The 20,899-nt window shown below is 49.5% G+C and carries 17 protein-coding genes; 8 read left to right on the forward strand and 9 right to left on the reverse strand.

What is annotated here, in order from left to right:
- From H6F90_RS13760 to H6F90_RS13775, 4 genes are all read right to left on the reverse strand, one after another.
- Window positions 1–495 carry a hypothetical protein gene (locus tag H6F90_RS13760; protein ID WP_190553012.1) on the reverse strand — a complete coding sequence of 165 codons (495 nt, stop codon included), beginning with the start codon at window positions 493–495 and terminating at the stop codon, window positions 1–3.
- Between the two features lie 89 nt (window positions 496–584).
- Window positions 585–1,379, reverse strand: coding sequence for a hypothetical protein (locus H6F90_RS13765; RefSeq protein WP_190553013.1), 795 nt, complete (start codon window positions 1,377–1,379; stop codon window positions 585–587).
- Between the two features lie 120 nt (window positions 1,380–1,499).
- Window positions 1,500–2,549 (reverse strand): fatty acid desaturase, encoded by a 1,050-nt coding sequence (locus H6F90_RS13770; RefSeq protein ID WP_190553014.1) that lies wholly within the window; start codon window positions 2,547–2,549, stop codon window positions 1,500–1,502.
- Window positions 2,550–2,982: 433 nt separating this feature from the next.
- Entirely contained in the window at window positions 2,983–3,252 is a 270-nt protein-coding gene (locus H6F90_RS13775) for a hypothetical protein (RefSeq protein WP_190433018.1), read from the reverse strand.
- A 195-nt stretch (window positions 3,253–3,447) separates the two neighbouring features.
- Between H6F90_RS13775 and thrC the strand changes: the two genes are divergently transcribed.
- The gene (thrC, locus tag H6F90_RS13780) at window positions 3,448–4,557 is read left to right on the forward strand and encodes a threonine synthase (protein ID WP_190553015.1); all 1,110 of its coding nucleotides are present in this window, start codon (window positions 3,448–3,450) and stop codon (window positions 4,555–4,557) included.
- Here thrC and H6F90_RS13785 read toward each other — a convergent pair.
- Both H6F90_RS13785 and H6F90_RS13790 read right to left on the reverse strand, forming a co-directional pair.
- Window positions 4,502–5,098, reverse strand: a complete 597-nt coding sequence (locus tag H6F90_RS13785) for a hypothetical protein (protein ID WP_190553016.1) — start codon at window positions 5,096–5,098, stop codon at window positions 4,502–4,504. The two genes, thrC and H6F90_RS13785, sit on opposite strands and share 56 nt — an antisense overlap.
- A gap of 50 nt (window positions 5,099–5,148) precedes the next feature.
- Complete coding sequence (locus H6F90_RS13790; RefSeq protein WP_190553017.1) at window positions 5,149–6,666, reverse strand: site-2 protease family protein; 1,518 nt, start codon at window positions 6,664–6,666, stop codon at window positions 5,149–5,151.
- A 224-nt stretch (window positions 6,667–6,890) separates the two neighbouring features.
- On the opposite strand from H6F90_RS13790, the gene H6F90_RS13795 reads away from it, so the two are divergent.
- On the forward strand, window positions 6,891–7,586 hold the full coding sequence (locus H6F90_RS13795; protein ID WP_190553018.1) for an MBL fold metallo-hydrolase: 696 nt from the start codon (window positions 6,891–6,893) through the stop codon (window positions 7,584–7,586).
- Between the two features lie 120 nt (window positions 7,587–7,706).
- On the opposite strand, the gene H6F90_RS13800 is transcribed toward H6F90_RS13795, so the two are convergent.
- The 3 genes from H6F90_RS13800 to lepA all read right to left on the reverse strand — a co-directional run bounded on the left by H6F90_RS13800 (window position 7,707) and on the right by lepA (window position 12,684).
- Window positions 7,707–9,089 (reverse strand): UDP-glucose/GDP-mannose dehydrogenase family protein, encoded by a 1,383-nt coding sequence (locus tag H6F90_RS13800; RefSeq protein ID WP_190432932.1) that lies wholly within the window; start codon window positions 9,087–9,089, stop codon window positions 7,707–7,709.
- Between the two features lie 69 nt (window positions 9,090–9,158).
- The gene (locus tag H6F90_RS13805; RefSeq protein ID WP_190432928.1) at window positions 9,159–10,154 is read right to left on the reverse strand and encodes a UDP-glucuronic acid decarboxylase family protein; all 996 of its coding nucleotides are present in this window, start codon (window positions 10,152–10,154) and stop codon (window positions 9,159–9,161) included.
- Window positions 10,155–10,872: 718 nt separating this feature from the next.
- Window positions 10,873–12,684, reverse strand: coding sequence for a translation elongation factor 4 (gene lepA / locus H6F90_RS13810; RefSeq protein ID WP_190553019.1), 1,812 nt, complete (start codon window positions 12,682–12,684; stop codon window positions 10,873–10,875).
- Between the two features lie 446 nt (window positions 12,685–13,130).
- Between lepA and H6F90_RS13815 the strand changes: the two genes are divergently transcribed.
- The 6 genes from H6F90_RS13815 to rseP all read left to right on the forward strand — a co-directional run bounded on the left by H6F90_RS13815 (window position 13,131) and on the right by rseP (window position 20,873).
- Entirely contained in the window at window positions 13,131–13,361 is a 231-nt protein-coding gene (locus H6F90_RS13815) for a hypothetical protein (protein WP_190432924.1), read from the forward strand.
- 276 nt (window positions 13,362–13,637) lie between these two features.
- Entirely contained in the window at window positions 13,638–15,545 is a 1,908-nt protein-coding gene (locus H6F90_RS13820; RefSeq protein WP_190553020.1) for an ATP-binding protein, read from the forward strand.
- A 111-nt stretch (window positions 15,546–15,656) separates the two neighbouring features.
- Window positions 15,657–15,899 (forward strand): NifU family protein, encoded by a 243-nt coding sequence (locus H6F90_RS13825; protein WP_190432922.1) that lies wholly within the window; start codon window positions 15,657–15,659, stop codon window positions 15,897–15,899.
- A gap of 115 nt (window positions 15,900–16,014) precedes the next feature.
- Window positions 16,015–18,246 carry a glycoside hydrolase gene (locus tag H6F90_RS13830; protein ID WP_190553021.1) on the forward strand — a complete coding sequence of 744 codons (2,232 nt, stop codon included), beginning with the start codon at window positions 16,015–16,017 and terminating at the stop codon, window positions 18,244–18,246.
- Window positions 18,247–18,420: 174 nt separating this feature from the next.
- Window positions 18,421–19,701 carry a serine--tRNA ligase gene (serS, locus tag H6F90_RS13835; RefSeq protein ID WP_190553022.1) on the forward strand — a complete coding sequence of 427 codons (1,281 nt, stop codon included), beginning with the start codon at window positions 18,421–18,423 and terminating at the stop codon, window positions 19,699–19,701.
- Between the two features lie 77 nt (window positions 19,702–19,778).
- Window positions 19,779–20,873: an RIP metalloprotease RseP gene (gene rseP, locus H6F90_RS13840; RefSeq protein ID WP_190432919.1), complete on the forward strand. Its 1,095-nt coding sequence runs from the start codon at window positions 19,779–19,781 to the stop codon at window positions 20,871–20,873.
- Window positions 20,874–20,899: the final 26 nt, after the last annotated feature.

Consider the following 20,899-nt stretch of genomic DNA (forward strand, 5'->3'; position numbering starts at 1 on the left):
TCAAGACCGATTGGTAAGTCCTTGCAATCGCACCTTACAAGCTACATACAGCGGGAACTGGTGATGCTCTGCCACCAACCACGCCACCAAAATGAAGTGCAAGCAGAACGTTAAGCTCGTCCACAGCAAAGGGACAGAGCTAGAGGGACTGGCATCAAGGGGCGGAAACATATAAGAGGCCAGCCCCACCAAAGCCGATGGCAAGACGACCAAAATCAGCCCAATCAGCCAAATTAAGACCGTTTGGTCACCATCTACTTGGTGCAGACCTCGCCAAGTCTGCCCGTTCCAGCGCCAGGCTAAGGGATGAGAGTTATCTACTACTTGCACCGATTGCTCGCCCAAGTTAGCCGTGAAGATATGGCGGCAAAAATTACAAGCAAACGCATCCATCAAGGTCATACCTGCAATCTCTCCATGACGGCAGATGGGGCAGGTATAAACCTCTTGATAGTTCAAGTTCCGGGAAATCGTTGACTGAGGCGATCGCTTCATAGCTACGCACACCTACCTAGAGACTGGGGTCAAGCAAAGCTCCTTCCCATTCTAGACGTCAGAATTCGTTCCAGCCTCCGCCTCAGCGCTTAGAAGGCGCGAGCGACTGTATTGCCTGCGCTACCTACAGCTTTAACAATTTCAACGCCGTTTTGCTCTAGCACAACCAAAGGCTCTTCGCGGGTGCCCAACTCAATCCGCTTGACTAAAATGCCACCCGCTAAATACTCGCCTTCACTGACATAGCGGCTCGTAGACTCTGCTGGCACTTTGATAATGGCGCTTACCTTTTGGCCCACTTGCACCACCCCAGTCACCTCGATCACATTCGCAACGCTGGTAGGCGGCAGAGGCACCACACCAGGAAACGGAGCAGGCGGAGGTAAGGGAACTGCAGTGAAATTAGGAGAGCTAGGCTGCAACTGCGGTAAAGGAGCCGCTGCAAAGACTGGGGCGAGAGCAGGCTGACTAGGAGCGGGTCTAGCTGGAGCCGTTCTCACCACTCTCGGCACCGGAGCAACCTGAGGGATTGGTCTTGCAGCAGTACTAGTACTAGTCACAGGTCCAGGCACCACGACTGGAGAGGTCACGACAGCGGCAAAGGGGTCACGACGACCTGAAGCGATTTGCGGCAATCGAGCTGTGGCATTAGTTGGCTGCACTAAACCTGGTACGGGAACCGTTTTGACCACGGGTACGGGTGGGACGATGGGCTTAGAAAAATTTTGTTGGGCGATCGGCTGAGTTTTAACAGTTTGGGTGGAACTAGCCACAGACGGAGAAGCGGGAGTGGGATTTTGCTGGGCCGTACGATCGCCCCCAGCACAACCAACCAGGACCAGAGCCGTGGCCGTGAAACTTACCAGTTGCTGCAATCTGTTCATGCCCACTCCCTCACCAACATTGCTGAAATTCGTGCAATCTGATTACACAGAATAGCCTTAATTCTAGCGGCTGAAACTCCCGTTAGATAAAAAAACGTAAATTTCAGCCGCAAGTGATGCCTATTCGCCTTGACGATAGTCCGTAAACGAGCGGTAGCAAGCCTCAGGATGATACAAGTGGCATTGGTCTGTAATTTCTTTCATCAATGCCCAAGAGAAGTTGCACTCTTTGTATAAGCGATCGCCCCAGTTTTGCTGCAAGCTTTGGTAAGCCATCCGTAAGTTGTAGGAAGGAATTGCGGTGGAGATGTGGTGCGGCACATGCACATTAATGTCATGGCACAAAGACTCCACCCAACCAGGGTAATTGCAATGCACCGTGCCGGAAAGCTGAGAATCAGCCGCATTCCATTGCTCTTCAGGATAAAATGCAATGTCTGGTGCGGTGTGATGCACCAAAGTGAACGTGCTCATCCAGAAATGGTAGACCAGCCAAGGCATCAGCCAGAACTTCACAAAGCCCCAAATGCCTGTTGTCAAAATCAAAGTGGGGAAAGCGATCGCGGCAAAAATCAACACAACCGCCACAGACAACTTAACCTTGGAGTGGTCCTTGGGTTGAAACTCCGCCAGAGTAAAGTGTATCCCTGCCCAATGCACGATCGAACCGACCCACCAGAAGCGCCCCCGCAGCCCCTCATAGCCGTTCTGAAGTGAGCGTGGCAAACTATCGTAATACTCTGTCTGGAACGGTTGCCAAGCGTTATCAATATCTAGCTTGTTGGTATGGGTGTGGTGGAAGTTATGGAGAATGCGCCAACTGTGGAAGGGGTAAATCAGAGGCATCATGAACAAGTGACCCACCAAATCATTCACCCAGCGGCGTTTGGCAAAAGAGCGATGGCCGCAGTCATGACCAATCACAAAAAAACCAGTTAACGCGGTCCCTGTAAAAATCCAGAGCACAGGTAGAAGAAACCAAGGGGCAACCGCTAAACCCCAATAACCTAGAGCCACGACAGCGACGCTGAATAATGCAGCAGACCACGCCTTGCGGCTATTTTTTTGAAAACATTCTTTCGGTAAGGTCTTCAAAATGTCTTTGAGACGTAGAGCTGAAGCAGGTGCATCAAACTCTAGGTTTTCAGGCTTTACTGTCGATACGGTCATAAAGAAATGAACTTTCTCCAATGAGCAGTGATATCTGGGTGCACAATTAAAAACCTGCTAATGCAAGGTAGCAGGTTCTGCTTTTCAAGTAGTTGCGTCAATTGATATGTAGAAAAACTTGGCAGAAAAAATGAGTGCTGCAAACCAAAGTGCCACTCTAGCTGCAAGCTCAGTAACCAGTCCTTTTTACCACAAGATTGAATTTAAGTATTAAGTTTTTTGGAGATAGGGATGAAAATTTCTCATATTGGTTATCCGCAAGCCGCTGCGGCCCCCCACCATTGAGCATCACTCCGGTTCGTAGCGAGTTCGTAGCTGGCGATCGCAGAGCCAAATCATCTCACCCCATAGCACTCGCTGAGAAAACTAAAGTTCCGTGTCCCTGCTCCCAAACTTGAAAGCAGGGATTAGCGGGTGCGGGGCTGACTGCCACCTAGGAGCGATGAGTTAAAGCTAGTTCTGAGATCGAACGTTGCTGCTTTAAAGCTTGCAGTTGCTGAAGTAAAGCCTCTGCCTCTGCTTGCAAGGTCAGGACTCTAACTTGGTGATCAACTTGATAAGCAGATTTTTTCATGGATTCTATTAAACGATTTCTGGCTTCCGAGACGGCTGTGCTACTACTGGCAGGTTCACCGGGTTCTAGACCGCTGGGAGCACTAGATGAGCTGGATGCACTTGTCGAGATCAGTAGTTGACTAGTCATTTTTGCTTACTCACACCATTTGCTTATTTTACTGGATTAATGAACTAAGGTGAAGGAATGTATCGATATTTGAGCGTGACGCTGATAAGTTCAGGCGCAAGCTCAGGGTGGGCACACTGAAAGTTTAGAGAAGTTTGCCGATCGCGATACACTAAGGTTTACTTCAATTTTTTTGGAACCCACCTAGCTGACACTGTGACTCTAAGCCTGTCCTCCGCTAATTCCTCTGTTGGATCTGCACCAAAGGCCATAAGTTGGCCAGGTCTGATTGAAGCTTACCGACCCTATCTACCCGTTACTGATCAGACTCCTGTAGTAACGCTGCATGAGGGCAACACCCCCCTGATTCCGGTTCCTGCGATCGCAGAGCAGATTGGTAGGCAGGTGCGGGTGTTCGTAAAATATGACGGCCTTAACCCTACTGGAAGTTTCAAAGATCGAGGCATGACTTTGGCAATTTCCAAAGCCAAAGAAGCGGGAGCGCAAGCTGTCATTTGTGCCAGTACGGGCAACACTTCAGCCGCCGCCGCCGCTTATGCCCGTCGGGGTGGCATGCGTGCCTTTGTCTTAATTCCCGAAGGCTATGTCGCCTTGGGCAAACTCGCTCAGGCTTTACTGTATGGTGCTGAAGTGCTAGCAATTCAAGGCAACTTCGATCGCGCCTTAGAAATTGTGCGGGAAATGGCGGAAACTCACCCCGTTACTTTGGTGAACTCGGTGAATCCCTACCGTTTGGAAGGACAGAAAACTGCTGCCTTTGAAATCGTGGATGTGCTAGGTAACGCCCCCGATTGGCTCTGCATTCCTGTGGGTAATGCGGGTAATATTTCTGCTTACTGGATGGGCTTTTGCCAGTACCACCAAGAGGGTCGTTGCGATCGCTTACCCCGGATGATGGGCTTCCAGGCCGCAGGTGCTGCCCCTCTAATTTCCGGCGTTCCGGTTGAGCATCCTGAAACACTGGCAACCGCTATTCGCATCGGCAATCCGGCGAATTGGGAAAAAGCGATCGCCGTTAAAGATGCCAGTCAAGGCGCTTTTAACCCCGTCACTGATGAAGAAATTCTAGAAGCTTATCGCCTCTTGGCTTCCCAAGAAGGTGTGTTCTGTGAACCTGCCAGCGCCGCATCAGTAGCAGGCATGCTAAAGGTGAAAGATCAAATTCCTACGGGAGCTACGGTGGTCTGTGTCCTGACAGGCAATGGCTTGAAAGATCCAGACTCAGCCATCAAACACAGCGCCAACCAGTTTAAACAGGGAATTGCGCCTGATTTAACGGCGGTAGCTCAAGCAATGGGCTTTTAGTTGCCTCTAAATCTAGATTCTCAGAAGCTGAATCAGCACCAGTATTAGTCATACTACTGGTGCTTTTTTCTACTTGTTTGATGGCTCGCTCTTTCGTCAGTAAGTCAATCGTATCGCCTAAGGCAGTAGTTAAACTTTTACGAGTTTGGGCATGGTTGGCCTGCTCTAGCTGCAACGCCTGCACTAATCGCTCCACTTCACCTTGGAGGCGACTTTGCTCTTGCAAAATTTGCCCCAACTTCTCGCGTAGCTCAGCGGGCGTTTGGAGCTGGTCTAATGCTTGAGTCATGTCTGCGGCAGAGTGGCTGGCATTGTCACCAAAGATGATGCCGCCTCGCAACTGCTGAATCTCCGTTTGCAAATCTGCGATCGCCTGTTGCGCTAGGTTCGTCTCCGTGCGGCGCTGTTGGGCCTCGGTTTCGTAGAGCCGACGCCAGTTAGTCGCACTAGTATAAGCTGCGTCTCGTTCTCGCTCCGCTTCAGCCAATTGCTGTTGCAAAGCTTTGATTTCAGATAGCCACTGTCTAACGTCTTGAGTCATCGGCAACGTTCCTTCCTGCTTCCATCAAGTCAGGCTTTCAGCAGTATGTCTTAAAAACCTAGGATTTGAGTCACAACCTTGGGGGCAGGCAAAATAATCATTAAGAGTAAGCCCAAAGTAAACAATCCCAGTAAATCTCGCCGATTGTCGAGTTCGCTCACGTCGTTGAGTGCGGGTGCATCCACCACTGGCATAAAAAATAGCAGTACTGCCCAGAGAAAGAAATCCGGTTGCACCAGCGACAGCCCCAGGACTAGCAACCGGGTCACTTGACCAATTAAGGCTCCAGCTCGCTGCCCATACATCGCATGCACCACATGGCCGCCATCGAGTTGTCCCACAGGCATTAAATTAAGCGCTGTCACAATGAGGCCCAAGCAACCTGCGATCGCCACTGGATGCAATTTAATCGCAGTTTCAGCCGTCAAGGCAGCACCCAAAGCCAACTTACTTAATAGCGCCAGTAAAAACGAGGTACTAGGATTCAAGGCATTGAAATTGAGGCCAAGCTTATCAGTCGCAGGCACAGTCGTAGAGTGCATTAACCCCCACAGCAAGATGGGCAATGTAATGATCAGCCCAGTCATGGGCCCTGAAATGCCTAGATCGAACAGCGCTTTACGATTAGGGATCGGTGAACGGATTTGAATGAACGCGCCAAATGTTCCCAGGAAGAAAGGAATGGGAATGAAATAGGGCAACGTCGCCCGCACTTTATAAAAGCGAGCCGTCCAATAGTGCCCCGACTCATGAATTCCCAAAATTGTCATTAAAGCCAAGGCATAGGGCAACCCAGCCGAAAATAGCTGCGGTTCTGCAAACAACTGCGAAAGCGAAGTCACCGTTACGCCCGCAATTTCAATCCCCGCTAGGGTAGTAGTGAAAAGCGTGGCAACTAATAATCCCAGTGCCAATCCGGGTCGAGTCAAAGGCTCTTGCTTCGATTGATCGGCTTGGTGACTTTGGGGATTGGGCACTAAAGCGAAAAAAGGTTTGCCATTTGCTCCTTCTTGCAGCATCACCAAGAAGCGATCGCCAAATTGAGCTTCAATATTGTCCCGAATCGTCTGATAAGCTGCGTCGGGTGTAGTGCGCAACTGTCCCCGACAAATCACCGCTTGAGGTCGGTACTCAAAGTTCTGAACATAGTAGACTGACCAAGGAAAGCAGCTTTGCAAACTGGCCTCTTCCTCTTTATTGAGAGGCTTAACTACAGTTTTTGCTTCCGCCGCCGTTGGCTCAGCTAATAAAGAATGCTTCGTTTCCGGCGATGTAGGTTGGCTAGTGGCCTCAGCAGTCTTGCTAGCAGAATTAGGGATGCGCCCTACCCGAATCAATAACCAATACAAGAGGGTACAGGTGACAAAAGGCCCAATCACTAAAATAGGTGGGGGCGGATTATTCTCACCGTAAACTAGGGTCCAGGTACTCCAAATTAGCGCAGGCGTCATCATTACCAGCCATAGAATCCAGACTGGAGTGCGGGTAATGCTAGCAACATTGCGCTGCACAACCAGGTAGGTAATGAAGCCAAGCAAGAATACGAGTGAGAGCAACCAAAAAGTCATGCTATTAATCTCAAGTGGCCTTCAGAGGATGTCTTAAACACTTTCATGACCAGTAAGCAACATTATCACTAGCCTGCTGCAAATTAGATTTCGTGATTAGTTTGAGTGGGGCCAAGCCCTAGCCAAACTACTATGCAAGAAGCCCACTAGCCTGGTAGACATGTCTCACGAGCTGTTGCCAGCGTATTCTCAATTTACAAGAACTCCAAAGCCAAACTAAGACTATGCCGGAGCCACAAAGCTCACTATCAAAGCAGCCTCGTGTTGTCTTGGATGGACAACCTCCTTACACCCTGTACGCCTTCCCACCTAATCGAGACATCTTGGGGGGTACTGCTTATTTCATTGTAGGAAACGATGCCAATATCCTGGTCGATTGTCCTGCTTGGAACGAAGCCAACCTACAGTTTTTACAAGCTCAGGGTGGTGTCCGCTGGCTATTTATCACTCATCGCGGCGGCATTAGCAAATATGTCAGTGAAATACAACAAACCCTCGGCTGCCAAATCGTGGTCCAAGAGCAGGAAGCCTATTTGCTGCCAGGATTAAATCCGATTCAGTTTCATGAAACCTTCTCGTTTTACCCAGAGGCTCAAGCTCTATGGACCCCAGGACATTCTCCGGGCTCCGCTTGTCTTTATCACCAAGCCTATGGTGGGGTGCTGTTCTCTGGGCGTCACTTAATCCCCAGCAATCAAGGGGAGCCTGTGCCGTTGCGAATTGCCAAAACTTTCCATTGGCCCCGCCAGTTGCGGAGCATTCAAAAACTACTGGAGCGATTTACACCCCAAACCCTCAGCTTTATCTGTCCGGGGGCCAATACGGGATTTTTACGAGGCGATCGCGCCATTGCCCAAGCTTACGATCGTCTAGCTCAGCTAGATTTGGCTACTTACGCTGAAGCAAAGCCTTTGCTGTAATCGCAATCAAAAACCCCCGAAAAAAATGCGCCCCTCTTATAGGAAAGGGCGCATTTTCTAGAGCGTGTTTAGATACTGAAAGTCAGTGAGTCTAGTTCAGACCAAGCTTCAGCTAAGAGTCTATCGACCCACACCTAGATAACGGAAGCCAGCCCGCTCTAGGATTTCTTCTTCGAGGAAGTTACGGCCATCGATCATGACGGGGTTGTTCATCAACTTCGCCATCTTCGCGTAGTCGAGGGTGCGGAATTGCTGCCAGTCGGTCACTAACACCAAGGCATCGCAACCATCAGCCAAGCGCTCAGGGTCAGTTTCTACTAGTACGTTGGACAAGCCATGACGCAAACCAGTTTGGGAAACGATGGGGTCGTAAGCCTTAACTTTGGTGCCCAAACGAGTTAGGTGCTCAATCAAGTCTAGAGCAGGCGCATCCCGCATATCGTCTGTGTCGGGCTTGAAGGTCAGACCCAACAAACCAACCGTTTTGCCTTTCAAAATTTTGAGGACTTGCTGGAGTTTTTCGAGCGCAATCAAGCGTTGGCGCTGGTTGACGCTGACCGCAGCTTTGAGCAAGTGGGCTTCGTAACCGTAGTCATCAGCGGTATGAATCAGCGCTGAAACGTCTTTGGGGAAGCAGGAACCACCCCAGCCAATTCCAGCTTGTAAGAACTTGCTACCAATCCGAGAGTCCAGACCAATCCCTTTAGCCACTTGTACGACATCAGCGCCAACGCGATCGCAGATATTGGCAACTTCGTTAATAAAGCTGATTTTGGTAGCTAGGAAGGCATTGGAAGCATACTTCACCATTTCTGCCGAGCTGATGTCGGTGCTAACCACTGGCACTGGGGGCAAAGACTTGTCTTCCGCAAACTGCCGCTCTGTAATTGGTGTGTAGAGCTCTTGCATCATCGCGATCGCTTTAGAGCTGTTGCTCCCCAAAACAATCCGGTCAGGGTTGAAGGTGTCGTATACAGCCGAACCTTCCCGCAAGAATTCAGGGTTGCTGACTACATCAAACTGAGCACCGAGGCTCTCTTCAGCTATTGCACCGCCAGCGCCGACCAAAGTTTGCTGACGCTCAGCAATCCCATCGAGCACAATCATTCTGACCCAGTCACCTGAGCCGATCGGTACGGTGGACTTGTTCACAATCACCTTGTAGCCGCCGTTGAGATGGCTACCGATGCCGCGAGCTACTGCTTCTACATAGCGAGTATCACTTTCGCCGGTTGGTAGTGGAGGTGTACCCACTGCAATGAAGAGTACTTCGCCGTGGTTAACACCTGCACCCAAGTCAGTTGTGAATTGAATCTTTCCACGCTGAATTGAAGACTGCATCAACTCTGACAGCCCCGGTTCAAAGATGGGAGATTGACCAGCCTGCATCAGTTTGACTTTCTCTTCGTTGTTATCAACGCAGATCACATCATGTCCAATGTGAGCCAAGCAGACTCCAGTTACTAGGCCAACGTATCCAGTACCAATGACACAAACGCGCATAGGGTGAGTCCTCGAAAAGGGGCAAATGAAGGTGAAAGGTCAGGAAATCAGAACGAGGCAGGGAACGCTTTAGAACGTTTTCAACATGGCAGGAGAGCCAGTTAAATCGTTGACGGACGGATTACTATCTGGATTTGGGCTTGTAATCCGAGTCCGAAAATCTTCCACAGTTAACCGCAAGCCATCCTGTAAAGGAACAGTCGGTTGCCATCCCAGCCAAGTTTTAGCTTTGGTGATGTCGGGCTTACGGCGACGGGGATCGTCCTGGGGTAATGGTTCAAATCGAATTGCCACATCTGGAGCCACCATTTGCTGCACGGCCTGAGCCAGTTGCAAGATGGTGTACTCATCAGGATTCCCCAAATTTACAGGACCAGTATGCTCACCGTTCATTAAACGGATGAAACCGTCTACTAAATCTGAGACGTAGCAAAAGCTTCGAGTCTGAGAGCCATCCCCATAAACAGTCAGGGGAACTCCTCGCAGAGCTTGAACAACAAAGTTACTGACAACCCGACCGTCGTTTTCTAGCATTCTGGGGCCGTAGGTATTGAAGATTCGAGCCACGCGAACTTCAACATCATTTTGGCGGTGGTAATCAAAAGCTAGGGTTTCTGCAACCCGTTTACCCTCGTCATAGCAGCTACGAATACCAATAGGGTTGACATTTCCTCGGTATTCCTCAGTTTGAGGATGCTGCTCTGGATCACCATAAACCTCAGAAGTAGAAGCGAGGAAAAATCTCGCTTTGACTCGTTTAGCCAAGCCCAGCATATTCAAAGTGCCCATCACATTAGTTTTGATGGTTTTGACTGGATTGTACTGATAGTGCACTGGCGAGGCTGGACAGGCTAGGTGATAAATCTGGTCCACTTCTAGGGAAATAGGTTCGGTGATGTCATGGCGAATCAACTCAAAATAGGGATGATTTAGCCATTTCAGCAAATTCCGTTTATGTCCCGTATAGAAGTTATCGATGCAAAGGACTTCGTGTCCCTCTGTCATCAATCGATCTATGAGATGTGAACCAATAAATCCAGCACCACCTGTGACTAAAATTCTCATAGTTTGAAGCTACAGATATTTGAAGAGGGTTGAATTATTTTACAACCCAATCCTGAGTCAACTGGAAAACAGACGTTAGGGCCGATTCAAGGTTTCTAAGCTGTTGGATTAGCTCTTTGGAGGAAAGCTGTCCTCTAAGTTAACCTCTGATTTTTGGACTGTCTAGCGTTGCCGTATTTGTACTGATTTGTTTAGAAAACTAACAGAAATTTTGGGTGGAGTCAGATCTAAAACCGTAGAATTCACCAAAACTTAATAGCAACCCTGGATTGATGAAAATTAGCCTAGTTTAGCCTTACCGGAAACCAAGTAAGTCAATGCCAAAATGCTGAGAATGTCTGTTAAGGAGCGATCGCTCTAGTGCCCTCTAAGCTTGAAGAGCCTCAGCATTAGCCAGTAAATAATCTAAGAATCAGAATAAATTTAATATCAAATATGTCAATTGGAAGATGCTGAATTGACTAAAATAGGAGCCTTGATCACAGCTCAGATGTAATCAGACTTTAACTTGAATTCCTGAGCCTGCTGATGCTGATGAAAATTCCGCCAGTAAGCCTTGCATCAGTCACGAGTTACTTGTGGCTTGCAAAAAATACTCCCACTCAGTAGTTTCCCCGCAAGGTGCTTTCGAGTGGGAGTGCTGCCAACGGCAAGTACAAATGCAAGTAAATTTATTTGCGAGGCAAACTAACCTCAGTAATGCCGCCCAAAGCCCAAATTAGGACTGGTCGAGGCGCAAGACAGCCATAAACGCCTCTTGGGGCACATCTACGGTACCGATGGCCTTCATGCGCTTTTTACCCTTGGCTTGCTTTTGCAGCAGCTTCTTCTTCCTGCTAATGTCACCGCCATAGCATTTAGCTAGTACGTCCTTGCGTAACGCTGGGATACTTTCGCTGGCAATGACTTTGGAGCCAATAGCTGCCTGTAGAGGAATCTTGAACTGGTGGCGAGGAATTAGTTCTTTGAGTTTTTCGACCAGTACCCGACCCACTCCATAAGCTTTGTCGCGGTGGACAATCGTAGCCAATGAGTCTACTGGATCTCCATTAATCATGATGTCTAGGCGCACCAGCGGATTTTCTTGATAGTCAATTAAGTGGTATTCCATGCTGGCGTAACCGCGCGATCGCGACTTCATCTGATCAAAGAAGTCAGTCACTACCTCAGCCAAAGGCAACTCATAAATCAGCGTTGTACGGCCTTTAGTGAGGTATTTCATATCTTTGAATACCCCCCGTCGGGTCTGACTCAACTCCATCAGGGTGCCGACGTACTCCTCCGGCGTAATCATGTCTACTTGGACGTAAGGCTCTTCAATTTTCTCGCGCTCTTGAGGGCCTGGTAAACGACTTGGATTGTCTACGAGAGTCACTTCGCCTTTCATAGTCGTGACTCGATAGATCACCGAGGGAGCCGTAATAATCAAATTCAGGTTATATTCCCGTTCCAACCGTTCTTGCACAATTTCCATGTGCAACAGGCCGAGGAAGCCACAACGAAACCCAAATCCCATCGCGCTAGAGGTTTCCGGTTCGTAGTAAAGCGCTGCGTCATTGAGCTTGAGTTTTTCTAATGCTTCCCGCAAATCCTCGTACTGATCGGCGTCTACCGGAAACATGCCACAGAACACCATCGGCTTGGCTTCTGTATAGCCTGGGAGCGGCTCGGCTGCCGAGGCATTGGCTTGAGTAATCGTGTCACCTACCCGCGCATCTTCAACCGCTTTGATTGCCGCTGCTAGGTAGCCTACCTCGCCAGCATGCAGCTCATCCACTTGGACTTGGGTGGGAGAAAGTACACCTAGCTCGTCGATTTGGTACTCTTTTTTCGAGGCCATTAACCGGATGCGATCGCCTTTTTTCACCGTGCCATCCATGACTCGGAAATAAACGACCACACCCCGGTAGCTATCGTAGTAACTATCAAAAATCAAAGCTCGCAAGCGATCGTTAATCGTGTCCTTCGGCGGGGGCACCAAGTGGACGATCGACTCCAAAATTTCATTAATGCCCAGACCTTCTTTAGCCGAGGCCAAGATAGCTCCACTACAGTCGAGACCAACGACCTCTTCAATTTCCTGCTTAACTCGCTCCGGGTCGGCACCAGGCAAATCAATTTTGTTCAGGACTGGAATAATTTCTAGATTATGTTCTAAAGCTAAATAGACGTTGGCTAGCGTTTGCGCTTCTACACCCTGTGAGGCATCGACTACCAACAACGCGCCTTCACAAGCTGCGAGCGATCGCGACACCTCATAAGAGAAATCTACGTGCCCTGGTGTATCAATCAAGTTAAGGACATACTGCTCGCCATCACGAGCCTTGTAGTTCATCCGCGCTGCTTGGAGCTTGATAGTGATCCCCCGCTCGCGCTCTAGATCCATATTGTCTAGAAACTGGGCCTTCATATCCCGATCACTAACAGTGCCAGTTGTTTGTAGCAGGCGATCCGCGAGGGTAGATTTTCCGTGGTCAATATGGGCAATGATCGAAAAATTACGAATGCGAGAAACGGGCACGTCGGTCATATAGCTGGCTCAATTAACAGGCAGGATGAAGATGACTAAGAAACAATTTCAGCTTTGTGAATTAGCCCAAAGCCAGGGCAAATTAGGGGCGGAATTTAGAAGGCTCTGTAATGCATTTTGACACAATCCTCGGTCTGCAAGCGCAAGGACTCTAGGCTCAAACAGCCACGACAGGCACAGCTCTTACAAAGCTAGCTTAGCTTGGCCCAGACTCAAACAGAGCTAGATCACCGAGGTTGAATGCAGATATGCCGCGGGATTAGAGGGCAGCATGTACAATGCACGTAGGAACTTAATTCCTGTGTCTAGATTTTTTTATGACTCAGATGTATTTTTGATCCTTCAAAAAACGTTTTGGGTGTTACTTGAGGGCGAAACTACTTAAAAACCGTTGCCGCCTTCCCAGTCTCTTCGATTTGATCCACTGAAGATCTCTGTCATTACTTATGAGTGAGCAGGCTAGCCCTTCCCCACGACCATCGGATAAGGTTGAGATTGCAATTCATTTAGACCCAGAATTGCTTGATCAAATTCAACATCTCACCAGCGATCCTAGTAAGGTGATTGAGACAGCAGTACGGCAGTGGTTAAGGGGAGAATCTTCCTCAGACTACGAACTATCTCGAACCCTGCCTAGAAATCCTCCGGTGCCCCCCAGAGGCGAGTGGAATGATTGATCTAGCAGCTCACCTCAAACCTTGAAGGTTAATTAAACTGCCGAACTGGGATAACTGCTTGTATATCAGTGCCTAGGCCAGTCAGGGCCAGCCAAGTTCTACGACTCATAGCAGTTTTCCTAAAGATAGCGAACGGTTTCTTGGGTTCTAGACATTTGCTTGGTTGCATCTACTCTGTCCTTCTAGGCGATCGCGAAGCCTCACTAAGCTGAAAGAAATTAAGCCTAACGTAGTGCTTCTCTATTCGCACCCTTCGCAGTTTCGCATCCTATACTAATGACCTCTTCCGCCGACTCTAAATTTTCATTAACGGAACTGACAGAATTAGTACCTGCTACTGATAACCCTGAATACTTGCAGGGATTAGGGTCTGAGTTGGTATTTACCCAAACAGTTACAGGGGAATACCTTTCGTTTTATTGGCAGGAAGCTGAACACTTTGGGCTCACACCGGATCAACTGGTAGGTCATGGCCTCGGAGAAGGGTTTGGCCCAGCAGCGCTCAATCCTTATCTGGGGCGGGTGCGACGAGTCTTAGACTATTTAACTCCCGATCGCTTTACCTATCCTTTTCGCTTCGGCGATCAATACCTACTCTTCGACTTGATTGTTAGTCCTATCCTCACTCCCAGCGGCATCGCTACAACAGCCTTGGTCATGGGTAGACGACTATCCACCTCTGGTCGGGATCAAGGAGTTGCCGTTGAAGCAGATTTCCCCCGCCATGAAGCCCCTAATTCAGATCGCTATCAAAAACTACTCACCCAAATTGCCTGGAACATCCGGCGTACCCTTGACTTAGAGACGATTTGGCAGCAAACCGTTAATGGTTTGGGTAAAGCTTTAGGCGTCAGCCGCTGCATCATCTGTCCCTACGAAAGTGGCAATTCTGCTGTCAAGGTGGTGGCAGAATTTTGTCAGGATCAGGCTCCCTCCATGCAAGGGCAGACCCTAAAAATTGCTGAGGAAGTCCATGTCAGACAGGCGCTGACTCTACTGGAGCCGATTTTGCTCGAGCAAAGCGCCAATACGATGCATATTTTCAATGGCGCTTACAGCGGTCAGGAAGGAAATCACTCAAGTAACGGTTCCACGGCGCAAGTTCTGGAGGGGCCGAAGCAATCAATTTTGATGGTTGCTACCTGCTACCAAGATCAACCCAACGGCTTGATTTGCTTGTACCAGTGCGATCGCCCTCGGATGTGGAGCGAAGCTGAAATTGACCTAGTGCGAGAGTTGGCCGACCAAGTGGGAACCGCGATCGCCCACGCCACTCTATTTACCGCGAGTCAGACCTTAGCCAACCAACTCCAAAAAGTCAACGAAGATTTAGTCCAGAAACATCGCGAGCTAGAGGAAGCTAGCCAGCAAGCTGAAGAAGCATCGCGTCTTAAAAGTGAGTTCTTAGCCAATACATCCCACGAACTCCGTACTCCGTTGAATGGCATGATCGGCTTCCTCAAGCTGGTGATGGATGACATGGTCGATAGCCCAGAAGAGCAGCACGAGTTTATCGAAGAAGCTTATGACTGTGCTATTCACCTCATGCAGCTGATCAATGACATCCTTGACATTGCCAGAATCGAGGCTGGCAAAATGCAGCTAGAGTTAAGCCCCGTCAACCTCAACGAACTCTTGTCCGCAGTGGAAAACTTCTCCCAAAGACAAATTCAAGCCCAACAGAAAAACTTGAATTTTGAAATCAATTTACCCCCTACTTACGACCAAATTATTTTGGAGGGTAACTATCAGCGCTTGCTGCAAGTGATGCTGAATTTAGTGGGAAATGCCATTAAATTCACCCATGAAGGCGGAATCACCATCAGCGCTGAAGTGGTAAAGAAGAAAGTTACTGTACAAAACAATGAGCGGCCTGGAATGGTGAAAGTCCGAGTGGCCGACACAGGCATTGGCGTTTCTCTCGACAAACAAGATAAATTGTTCCAATCCTTTAGCCAGGTAGATGGTTCCCGAACTCGTCAATATGGCGGTACAGGTTTAGGGCTTGCCATCTCGCAACGCTTGGTCGAGGCAATGGGTGGCGTAGTCAACTTCTACAGTTTGGGTGAAGGATTAGGCTCAACAGTCACTTTTGACGTGCCTCTATTTCAAGAGCCGATTATGAGCACTACTACTTCATTAAATGAGTCGGTAGACCTCTTGGTAGAGCGATTACCGCAATAACTAAACATTCTCTGCTGGAGCCAGAAGCTCCTGTGCGGTCTTTACCTTTGTAGCGTTAGGATAAACCTAGGATCAATATCGCTGCAATTGACAGACTGCGAAAGGGAAACTATGGCTGAAACTCTAGCGTTAACCTCAGAAAACGTAGAAAAGGTACTGGATGAACTGCGTCCCTACTTGATCTCAGATGGCGGCAACGTCGAACTTGTAGATATTGATGGACCAGTAGTCAAACTACGGCTCCAGGGCGCTTGTGGCTCCTGCCCCAGTTCTACCATGACGCTTCGCATGGGCATTGAGCGGCGCTTGCGGGAATTTATTCCAGAAATTGCTGACGTTGAACAGGTCATGTAAGGAAACGTTACTGACATTAACCGTTTTTTTACACTGTGCATAAAGTGATTAAACAGGGAAGGTAAGTCCATCTTTCCTGTTTATTTTTTATGGTAAGAGCTCCTTCGCAATTCCTATGACTTATCCTCTCTACGTCGCTTTTATCTGGCATCAGCACCAGCCGTTGTACAAATCGCGCGTGGCGGGTCAGTACCGTCTGCCTTGGGTGCGATTGCACGGTACAAAAGATTATTTGGATCTGGTGCTGTTACTAGAGCGTTACCCCAAGCTGCATCAAACGGTCAATTTGGTGCCGTCTTTGATCCTGCAAATTGAAGACTACGTAGCGGGACAAGCATTCGACCCTTATCTTTCAGTTGCTTTGTTGCCCACAGAGCAACTGACGCGAGAGCAAAAAGAATTTATTGTGGGGCATTTCTTTGATGCGAATCACCATACCTTGATCGATCCACATCCTCGCTATGCTGAGCTATACGGTCAGCGGCAGGACCGAGGGGAGGCATGGTGCTTAGAAAACTGGAACTTGCAGGACTATAGCGACCTGCTAGCTTGGCACAACTTAGCCTGGATAGATCCCCTGTTCTGGGATGACCCCGAGATTGAGCAGTGGCTAAAGCAGGGCCGCAACTTTACGATTGGCGATCGCCAGCGCATTTACTCCAAGCAGCGCGAAATTCTCAGCCGCATTATTCCGCAGCACCGGGCCATGCAGGAGGCAGGGCAGCTAGAAGTGACGACTTCGCCCTACACCCACCCGATTCTGCCGCTGCTGGCTGATACCAACGCTGGGCGAGTGGCGATTCCCAATATGAAATTGCCAGAACAGCGGTTTCAGTGGGCAGAGGACATTCCGCGCCATTTGCAGAAATCTTGGGATATGTATCTCGATCGCTTTGGTCAAGCACCGCGTGGGTTATGGCCTTCTGAGCAGTCGGTGAGTCCAGAAATCTTGCCGCATGTGGCGAAACAAGGATTTAACTGGTTGTGCTCCGATGAAGCGGTGTTGGGCTGGACGCTGAAGCATTTCTTCCATCGCGACGGTCTGGGTAATGTCCATGAGCCAGAACTCTTGTACCGACCGTATCGCCTAGAAACTCCAAATGGTGACTTGGCGATCGTATTCAGAGATCACCGTTTGTCTGACTTGATTGGGTTTACTTACAGCGCCATGGAGCCGAAGCGGGCCGCCGCTGATCTGGTGGGGCACTTGGAGGCGATCGCGCGATCGCTGAAGAAACGCCAATCCAGTGGCAGCACCGCTCTGGAACAGCCTTGGCTTGTCACGATTGCGTTAGACGGCGAAAACTGTTGGGAGTTTTATCAACAAGATGGCAAACCGTTCTTAGAGGCCTTCTATCAAACCTTGAGTAACGATCAAGATATTAAGTTGGTCACGGTTTCTGAGTTTGTCGAGAAATTCCCACCGACAGAGACCATACCAGCGGCTCAACTCCACAGCGGTTCTTGGGTAGACGGTAGCTTCACAACTTGGATTGGCGATCCGGCGAAAAATCGGGCCTGGGATCTGCTTACTGAAGCCCGCCAAGTACTAGCCAACCACCCCGAAGCCACTGAAGAAAGCAATCCTGCCGCTTGGGAAGCGCTTTACGCCGCTGAAGGCTCCGATTGGTTTTGGTGGTTTGGTGAAGGGCACTCTTCCAACCAAGATGCCATTTTTGACCAACTCTTCCGCGAACACTTGTGCGCTATCTATCAAGCCCTGAACGAGCCAGTACCGTCCCACTTGTACCGTCCCATTGAGGTTCATGAAGCGAAGGGAGACCACCGTCCTCAAGGGTTTATCCACCCAGTGATTGATGGACGTGGGGATGAGCAGGATTGGGATAAAGCAGGTCGCATTGAAGTGGGGGGAGCCAGAGGCACCATGCACCGCAGTAGTCCCATGCAACGCCTTTGGTACGGAGTTGATCACTTAAACTTTTACCTACGTCTAGACTTTCAAGCAGGGATGCAGGCTGGGATTGGGCGATCGCCAGAACTGAATTTATTGTGGTTCTATACCAACCAAACCATGCACAACAGCCCAGCGCCGATCGCGGACCTGCCCGACGAAGCGCCCTTGAATTATCTATTTCACGACCATCTCAGCATCAACTTAGCAACCGAATCCATTTGGTTTCAGCAAGCGGGAGAGCATTACCAATGGCATCCCCGTCCCAGCCGCGCCCAGGTCAGGATTGACAAGTGCTTAGAGTTAGCAGTGCCCTGGGCAGACTTACCCGCCAAACCAGACTGGTCGCTAAGGGTGGTACTAGTGCTCTCAGATGGGGGCCGCTACCACAGCTATGTCCCAGAAGAAGCGTTGATTCCGTTTGACGTGCCTTAAGACCTAACCCCAAACCCCTCTCCGAAGCAGAGAGGGGCTTTGAATCTAGGCTCCCTTCCCTGGTAGGAAAGGGTCTGGGGGTTAGGTTAGCCCTACAAAACTTAAAGAGAATCCCAATAAACGGTATATCTTGATCTATTGCCGAAGTATTAATCAAGATTTTGAGGAAGATTTGTGCTTGATCTGAAGCAGATCCGGGAAAATCCACAAGCAGTCCAAGAACGCCTGAACCGCCGATCGGGCAATTTTGACATTCAGCCGATTCTGCAATTGGATCAACAACAGCGGGAAATTGAGAAGGAGCGATCGCAACTTCAAGCCCGTGGTAACGAGATTGGGAAACTCGTCGGCCAAAAGATTAAATCGGGCAGTGACCCTAAAGGCCCAGAAATTCAAGAGTTGCGGGAAGAAGGCAACCAAATCAAGGTCAAGCTCAGCAATTTAGAGCCACAGGAAAAAGAACTGAAAGCTCAGATTGAATCGTTGCTCCTGACCTTGCCCAACTTGCCCAGCGATTCTACCCCTGTGGGCCAGAGTGAGGAAGAAAACGTTGAGGTGCGGCGTTGGGGCGATGAATACAAGCCGCAAAACTCCAGTATTTTGCCCCACTGGGAAATCGGCGAAAAACTCGGCATTCTCAACACCGAGCGATCGACTAAAGTAGCGCAAAGTCGATTTGTGACTCTTATCGGTGCAGGAGCAGCATTGGAGCGAGCTTTGATTCAGTTCATGCTCGATCGCCAAACTGGGGCAGGTTATCTGGAGGTGATTCCGCCGTTCTTAATCAATAGTGAATCGCTGACCGCCACAGGCCAGCTGCCCAAGTTTGCTGAAGAGAGTTTTAAGTGTGAGTCAGATGATCTTTGGCTAGCTCCCACAGCCGAGGTTCCCGTGACCAACCTCTACCGCGATGAAATTCTAGCGGCGGAGCAACTACCCATCCATCACTGCGCCTATACCCCATGTTTTCGGCGGGAAGCAGGCAGCTACGGGCGGGACACACGCGGTTTAATTCGGCTGCACCAATTTAATAAAGTGGAATTGGTCAAACTGGTGCATCCCAGCACCTCAGAGCAGGAGCATCAAGCTTTGGTGCAAAATGCCGAGGCAATCTTGCAAGCTCTGAAATTGCCTTATCGAGTGATTGAGCTTTGCACTGGGGACTTAGGCTTTGGCGCAGCCAAGTGCTACGACCTGGAAGTTTGGTTGCCAGCTTCGGGTAAGTATCGCGAAATCTCTAGCTGTTCTAACTTCTTGGACTTCCAAGCCCGACGCGGCAATATTCGCTTTAAGGAAGCTGGGCAAAAGGGCACCCAACTGGTTCACACCTTGAATGGTTCTGGCTTAGCAGTCGGTCGGACGATGGCCGCGGTTCTGGAAAATTATCAGCAACCAGACGGTACAGTCCGTCTACCCGAAGTGTTACAACCCTACCTCCGGCGAGAGGTTCTCTAAGATGGAGTCGGCGTCAACGATTCAGGCATCTTAGAATAGTAAAGATATCTAACAGACGTTTTTCGGGTCTTAAATCTATGTCAGTTTTGGCGGCGATCGCAGTCTTAGCACTCTTGATTGTGGTCCATGAGCTGGGTCACTTCACCGCAGCGCGGGCTCAAGGCATCCACGTGAATCGCTTTTCCCTAGGGTTTGGCCCCGTTCTGTGGAAATATCAAGGGCCAGAAACTGAATATGCGATTCGCGCTTTCCCATTAGGGGGGTTCGTTGGCTTTCCTGATGATGATCCAGAGAGCGAAATTCCCCCCGAAGATCCGAATCTACTGCGAAATCGCCCCGTGCTCGATCGAGCGATCGTCATTAGCGCTGGCGTGATTGCTAATTTAATTTTTGCCTACTTCCTGCTCGTCGGGCAGGTCGCCGCAGTTGGGACTCCAGAGTTTAACTATCAGCCTGGTGTCATCGTGCCCAAGGTTGCCGCCGAAGTTAGCTCAGCCGCAACGAAAGCGGGCATCAAATCTGGAGACATCGTCCTGAGTGTTAACAATCGGGAATTAGGTGCTTCCAAACAAGCAATCCAGATCTTGATGGAAGAGATTCAAACTCACCCAAATGAAGCGCTGCCGCTTACCGTGCAACGCGGTGATGAAACGTTGTCTCTCAGCGTCAAGCCTGATTTAGGCCCAGAAGGCAAAGGCCGTATTGGGGTGCAACTGGCTCAAAACGCCGAGGTAAAGCGCCGTCGAGCTAGCAATATCTTGGAAGCCTTCAGCACAGGTGCCAACGAATTTCAGCGCATCGTGGTTCTGACAGTCCAAGGCTTTGGTCAGTTAATCAGTAACTTTGGTGAAACGGCTGAGCAGGTTTCTGGCCCAGTGGCGATCGTAGCTCTGGGAGCTAATATTGCTCGTTCCGATGCTGCTAGCTTATTCCAGTTTGCGGCGCTGATCAGCGTTAACCTGGCCATTATCAACATCTTGCCTCTACCTGCTTTAGATGGTGGGCAGTTGGCCTTTCTCGCAATCGAAGGGCTACGGGGCAAACCTCTACCGACCAAAATTCAAGATGGCGTGATGCAAACGGGTTTAATGCTCTTGTTAGGCTTGGGCATTTTCTTGATTATTCGCGATACGGTCAATCTAGAACCTGTACAAAAGTTGTTTCAACCTTAGATCAGCAGGCTGAATCTACTGCTCCT

It is taken from the genome of Trichocoleus sp. FACHB-591 (assembly GCF_014695845.1).
In the GTDB taxonomy this organism is placed as follows: domain Bacteria; phylum Cyanobacteriota; class Cyanobacteriia; order FACHB-46; family FACHB-46; genus Trichocoleus.

What these genes read in the sequence shown, in the direction of transcription:
- H6F90_RS13825 (WP_190432922.1), top strand. Translation starts at nt 15,657, where the DNA reads ATGGCTGAAACTCTAGCGTTAACCTCAGAAAACGTAGAAAAGGTACTG.
- H6F90_RS13815 (WP_190432924.1), top strand. Translation starts at nt 13,131, where the DNA reads ATGAGTGAGCAGGCTAGCCCTTCCCCACGACCATCGGATAAGGTTGAG.
- H6F90_RS13795 (WP_190553018.1), top strand. Translation starts at nt 6,891, where the DNA reads ATGCCGGAGCCACAAAGCTCACTATCAAAGCAGCCTCGTGTTGTCTTG.
- H6F90_RS13765 (WP_190553013.1), bottom strand. Translation starts at nt 1,379, where the DNA reads ATGAACAGATTGCAGCAACTGGTAAGTTTCACGGCCACGGCTCTGGTC.
- H6F90_RS13805 (WP_190432928.1), bottom strand. Translation starts at nt 10,154, where the DNA reads ATGAGAATTTTAGTCACAGGTGGTGCTGGATTTATTGGTTCACATCTC.
- rseP (WP_190432919.1), top strand. Translation starts at nt 19,779, where the DNA reads ATGTCAGTTTTGGCGGCGATCGCAGTCTTAGCACTCTTGATTGTGGTC.
- lepA (WP_190553019.1), bottom strand. Translation starts at nt 12,684, where the DNA reads ATGACCGACGTGCCCGTTTCTCGCATTCGTAATTTTTCGATCATTGCC.
- H6F90_RS13790 (WP_190553017.1), bottom strand. Translation starts at nt 6,666, where the DNA reads ATGACTTTTTGGTTGCTCTCACTCGTATTCTTGCTTGGCTTCATTACC.
- H6F90_RS13820 (WP_190553020.1), top strand. Translation starts at nt 13,638, where the DNA reads ATGACCTCTTCCGCCGACTCTAAATTTTCATTAACGGAACTGACAGAA.
- H6F90_RS13775 (WP_190433018.1), bottom strand. Translation starts at nt 3,252, where the DNA reads ATGACTAGTCAACTACTGATCTCGACAAGTGCATCCAGCTCATCTAGT.
- H6F90_RS13830 (WP_190553021.1), top strand. Translation starts at nt 16,015, where the DNA reads ATGACTTATCCTCTCTACGTCGCTTTTATCTGGCATCAGCACCAGCCG.
- H6F90_RS13800 (WP_190432932.1), bottom strand. Translation starts at nt 9,089, where the DNA reads ATGCGCGTTTGTGTCATTGGTACTGGATACGTTGGCCTAGTAACTGGA.
- H6F90_RS13760 (WP_190553012.1), bottom strand. Translation starts at nt 495, where the DNA reads ATGAAGCGATCGCCTCAGTCAACGATTTCCCGGAACTTGAACTATCAA.
- H6F90_RS13785 (WP_190553016.1), bottom strand. Translation starts at nt 5,098, where the DNA reads ATGACTCAAGACGTTAGACAGTGGCTATCTGAAATCAAAGCTTTGCAA.
- H6F90_RS13770 (WP_190553014.1), bottom strand. Translation starts at nt 2,549, where the DNA reads ATGACCGTATCGACAGTAAAGCCTGAAAACCTAGAGTTTGATGCACCT.